This window comes from Streptomyces sp., assembly GCF_050698815.1.
In the GTDB taxonomy this organism is placed as follows: Bacteria; Actinomycetota; Actinomycetes; order Streptomycetales; family Streptomycetaceae; genus Streptomyces.
Window position 1 is genome coordinate 1 of sequence record NZ_JBOHCV010000715.1, and the last position, 4,265, is coordinate 4,265.

At 66.2% G+C, this 4,265-nt stretch carries 4 protein-coding genes; all 4 read left to right on the forward strand.

Annotation, left to right across the window (positions count from 1 at the left end; genetic code table 11):
- The first annotated feature begins 2 nt into the window (after positions 1 to 2).
- The 4 genes from ctaE to qcrB all read left to right on the forward strand — a co-directional run bounded on the left by ctaE (position 3) and on the right by qcrB (position 4,220).
- Positions 3 to 614 carry an aa3-type cytochrome oxidase subunit III gene (gene ctaE / locus ACRDP3_RS25405; RefSeq protein ID WP_431519331.1) on the forward strand — a complete coding sequence of 204 codons (612 nt, stop codon included), beginning with the start codon at positions 3 to 5 and terminating at the stop codon, positions 612 to 614.
- A gap of 98 nt (positions 615 to 712) precedes the next feature.
- Positions 713 to 1,525 (forward strand): cytochrome bc1 complex diheme cytochrome c subunit, encoded by an 813-nt coding sequence (gene qcrC / locus ACRDP3_RS25410; protein WP_431519332.1) that lies wholly within the window; start codon positions 713 to 715, stop codon positions 1,523 to 1,525.
- Positions 1,522 to 2,589, forward strand: a complete 1,068-nt coding sequence (gene qcrA, locus ACRDP3_RS25415; protein WP_431519333.1) for a cytochrome bc1 complex Rieske iron-sulfur subunit — start codon at positions 1,522 to 1,524, stop codon at positions 2,587 to 2,589. The genes qcrC and qcrA overlap by 4 nt, the downstream gene beginning before the upstream one ends.
- Positions 2,586 to 4,220 carry a cytochrome bc1 complex cytochrome b subunit gene (gene qcrB / locus ACRDP3_RS25420; protein ID WP_431519334.1) on the forward strand — a complete coding sequence of 545 codons (1,635 nt, stop codon included), beginning with the start codon at positions 2,586 to 2,588 and terminating at the stop codon, positions 4,218 to 4,220. Before qcrA ends, qcrB begins: the two co-directional genes overlap by 4 nt.
- Positions 4,221 to 4,265: the final 45 nt, after the last annotated feature.

Below are 4,265 nucleotides of genomic sequence, written 5' to 3' on the forward strand. Positions count from 1 at the left end.
TCGTGGCGACAGCAACTGCAGTAGAAACCGGGCACGCGCACCCGTCGGTCAACCGGCCGAACCTCACCAGCGTCGGAACCATCATCTGGCTGAGTTCCGAGCTGATGTTCTTCGCGGCCCTCTTCGCGATGTACTTCACCTTGCGGTCCGTGACGGGTGCGGACTTCTGGACGGAACACGCCGAGGCGCTGAACGTTCCCTTCTCCGCGGCGAACACCACGATCCTGGTGCTCTCCTCGCTCACCTGCCAGCTCGGCGTGTTCGCCGCCGAGCGCGGTGACGTGAAGAGGCTGCGGGGGTGGTTCATCGTCACGTTCGTGATGGGTGCGGTCTTCATCGGCGGCCAGGTCTTCGAGTACACGGAGCTGGTTCACAAGGACGGGATTACGCTCTCCTCGGATCCCTATGGATCGGTGTTCTACCTGACCACCGGTTTCCACGGGATGCACGTGACGGGCGGCCTGATCGCGTTCCTGCTCCTGCTGGGCAGGACGTACGCGGCCAAGCGGTTCACCCATCAGCAGGCCACCGCAGCCATCGTCGTGTCGTATTACTGGCACTTCGTCGATGTCGTCTGGATCGGCCTCTTCGCCACGATCTACCTGATCAAGTAGCTGATCGGGCGGCGGTGCGTACCGGCCATGCCTGGCGGACCGGACCGTGACAGACACCAGAAGCATCGACGCAAAACATCCTGACACCGGGGTAATCCGTGAAAAAGCTCTCCGCACGACGGCGCCATCCGCTGGCGGCGCTCGTCGTTCTCATCTTCGCGCTGGCGGCCACCGGGGGGCTGTACGCCGCGTTCGCTCCCGCCGGTGAGGCGAAGGCCGACCAGAAGTCGAGCCAGTCCCTCGCCATCGAGGAGGGCAAGAAGCTCTACGACGTGGGCTGTTCCAGCTGCCACGGAACCGGCGGCCAGGGCACCAGCGATGGTCCGAGCCTGGTCGGAGTCGGCTCCGCCGCGGTGGACTTCCAGGTCGGCACCGGCCGGATGCCCGCGCAACAGCCGGGCGCCCAGGCACCGAAGAAGAAGCGGATCTACGGTGAGGACGAGACCAGGCAGCTCGCGGCCTACGTCGCTTCGCTGGGCTCCGGTCCCATCACGCCCACCAAGGGTCAGTACGACCCGAGCGGTGCCGACATCGCCAACGGCGGTGAGCTCTTCCGCACCAACTGCGCCCAGTGCCACAATTTCACTGGTGAAGGCGGTGCCCTGACGCACGGCAAGTACGCGCCGGGCCTCGCCGACGTCGACCCCAAGCATGTCTACGAGGCCATGCAGACCGGCCCGCAGAACATGCCCTCCTTCCCCGACACGGTGTTGCCGGAGCAGGACAAGAAGGACATCGCCGCCTACCTGAAGACGGTGAACAGCAAGGACGCGGAGGACCCGGGCGGCTATAAGCTCGGCGGTCTCGGCCCCGTCATCGAGGGCCTCTTCGCCTGGGTCTTCGGCCTCGGCGCGCTGATCGTTGTCGCCATTTGGGTCGCAGCCCGGACCGCGAAGGCCAAGAAGTCATGAACAGTAAGACGGGACACGAGAACGTGTCGGAAGAGAAGCTGCCGGCAGAGCAGAGTGCGGCGAACGGCGGGGTGTCCGTCGCGGACGATCCGTTCGCCGACCCCGGCCTGCCGCCGCACGAGCACCGCGTCCAGGACGTCGACGAGCGGGCCGCCAAGCGCTCGGAGCGAGTCGTCGCCCTGCTGTTCACGGTGTCCATGCTGGCCACCGTGGCCTTCATCGCGAGCTATGTGATCGTGCCGGTCGACAAGTTCGTGTACGTGTGGCCGTTGGGGCACATCGGCGCGCTCAACCTCGCGCTGGGAGTGACGCTCGGCGTCTCCCTCTTCTGCATCGGCGCCGGCGCCGTCCACTGGGCCCGCACCCTGATGTCGGATCACGAGCTGGTCGACGAGCGGCACGCGGTCTCGGCGGAGCCGGAGACCCGCGCGAAGGTTATGGAGGACTTCCGGCAGGGGGCCGCGGACTCCGGGATCGGCCGCCGGCCGCTCATCCGCAAGACCATGTTCGGTGCGCTGGCCCTGGTGCCGCTCTCGGGCCTGGTGCTGCTGCGGGACCTCGGTCCGCTGCCCGGGACGAAGCTGAACCACACGCTGTGGGCCAAGGGCAAGCTGCTGATCAACGAGAACACCCATGAGCCGCTCCGTCCGGAGGACATCCCCGTCGGGTCGCTGACCTTCGCCATGCCCGAGGGGCTGGAGGAGGAGGACCACGACTTCCAGAAGGAGATCGCCAAGGCGGCCCTGATGCTCGTCCGGCTGGAGCCCGATGACATCAAGGACAAGCGGGAGCTGGACTGGTCCCACGAAGGGATCGTCGCCTACTCCAAGATCTGCACCCACGTCGGCTGTCCGGTCAGCCTCTACGAGCAGCAGACGCACCATGTGCTCTGCCCGTGCCACCAGTCGACCTTCGACCTGGCGGACGGTGCGCGCGTGCTCTTCGGGCCGGCGGGCCACCCGCTGCCGCAGCTGAAGATCAGCGTCAACAACGACGGGTTCCTGGAAGCGCTCGGCGACTTCGAGGAGCCTGTGGGCCCGGCCTTCTGGGAGCGTCGAGGATGAGTACTTCGAGCGAGAGCACCGCCGACAAGCGCCAGGCACCCGCGGGGGAGCGGGTCGCGGACTGGGCCGACGGCAGGCTGGGCATCTACGGCCTGGCCAAGGCCAACATGCGCAAGATCTTCCCGGACCACTGGTCCTTCATGCTGGGTGAGGTCGCGCTCTACAGCTTCATCATCATCATCCTGACCGGCGTCTATCTGACGCTGTTCTTCCACCCGTCGATGAACGAGGTGGAGTACCACGGCACGTACGTGCCGATGCAGGGTGTGCGGATGTCGGAGGCGTTCGCCTCCACGCTGGACATCAGCTTCGACGTGCGCGGCGGTCTGCTGGTGCGTCAGATCCACCACTGGGCGGCGCTGATCTTCCTCGGTGCGATGTTCGTGCACATGATGCGCGTCTTCTTCACCGGCGCCTTCCGCAAGCCGCGTGAGATCAACTGGCTGTTCGGCTTCCTGCTGTTCGTGCTCGGCATGTTCACGGGCTTCACCGGCTACTCGCTGCCGGACGACCTGCTGTCCGGCACCGGCGTCCGGTTCATGGAGGGCGCGGTCCTGTCGATGCCGATCGTCGGCACGTATCTGTCGATGTTCCTCTTCGGCGGTGAGTTCCCCGGGGACGACTTCGTGGCGCGGTTCTTCTCCGTGCACGTGCTGCTGCTGCCCGGCATCATGCTGGGCCTGCTGGTGGGGCACCTGATCCTGGTCTTCTACCACAAGCACACGCAGTTCGCCGGGCCCGGCCGTACGAACAAGAACGTGGTCGGCATGCCGCTGATGCCGGTCTACATGGCGAAGGCGGGCGGCTTCTTCTTCCTCGTCTTCGGCGTCATCTCGGTCATCGCGGCCACCTTCACGGTCAACCCGATCTGGGCGCTCGGACCGTACCGGCCGGACCAGGTGTCGACCAACGCGCAGCCCGACTGGTACATGGGCTTCTCGGAGGGACTCATCCGGGTGATGCCCGGCTGGGAGATCCATGTGTGGGACCACACGATCGCGATGGGCGTGTTCATCCCGCTGATGGTCTTCCCGCTGGTGCTGGCGGCGATCGCGGTCTATCCGTTCATCGAGTCCTGGGTGACGGGCGACAAACGCGAGCATCACATCGCCGACCGGCCGCGGAACGCGCCGACCCGTACGGGCTTCGGCGTGGCCTGGATCGCCTGGTACATGGTGATGCTGATCGGCGGCGGCAACGACCTGGTGGCCACGCACTTCGACCTCTCGATCAACTCGATCACGTGGTTCGTGCGGATCGCCTTCTTCGTGGTGCCGGTCCTCGCCTTCGTCATCACCCGGCGGATCTGTCTCGGCCTCCAGCGGCGTGACAAGGCGAAGGTGCTGCACGGACGCGAGTCGGGCATCATCAAACGGCTGCCGCACGGTGAGTTCATCGAGGTGCACGAGCAGCTCTCGCAGGAGCAGCTGCACACGCTCACCGCCCACGACCAGCACACGCCGTACGAGGTCGGTCCGGAGACGGACGAGAACGGCGTACAGCGCAAGATCACCCGCGGCCAGAAGCTGCGCGCCCGGCTCTCCAAGGGCTACTACGGCGAGCAGGCGCAGATTCCGAAGCCCACCACGGAGGAATACCGGGAGCTCACCAGTGGCCACGGCCACCACTGAGCCGGTGTGCCGCTGATCAGAGTCGGTGACGGCCCGCGAGGCCGC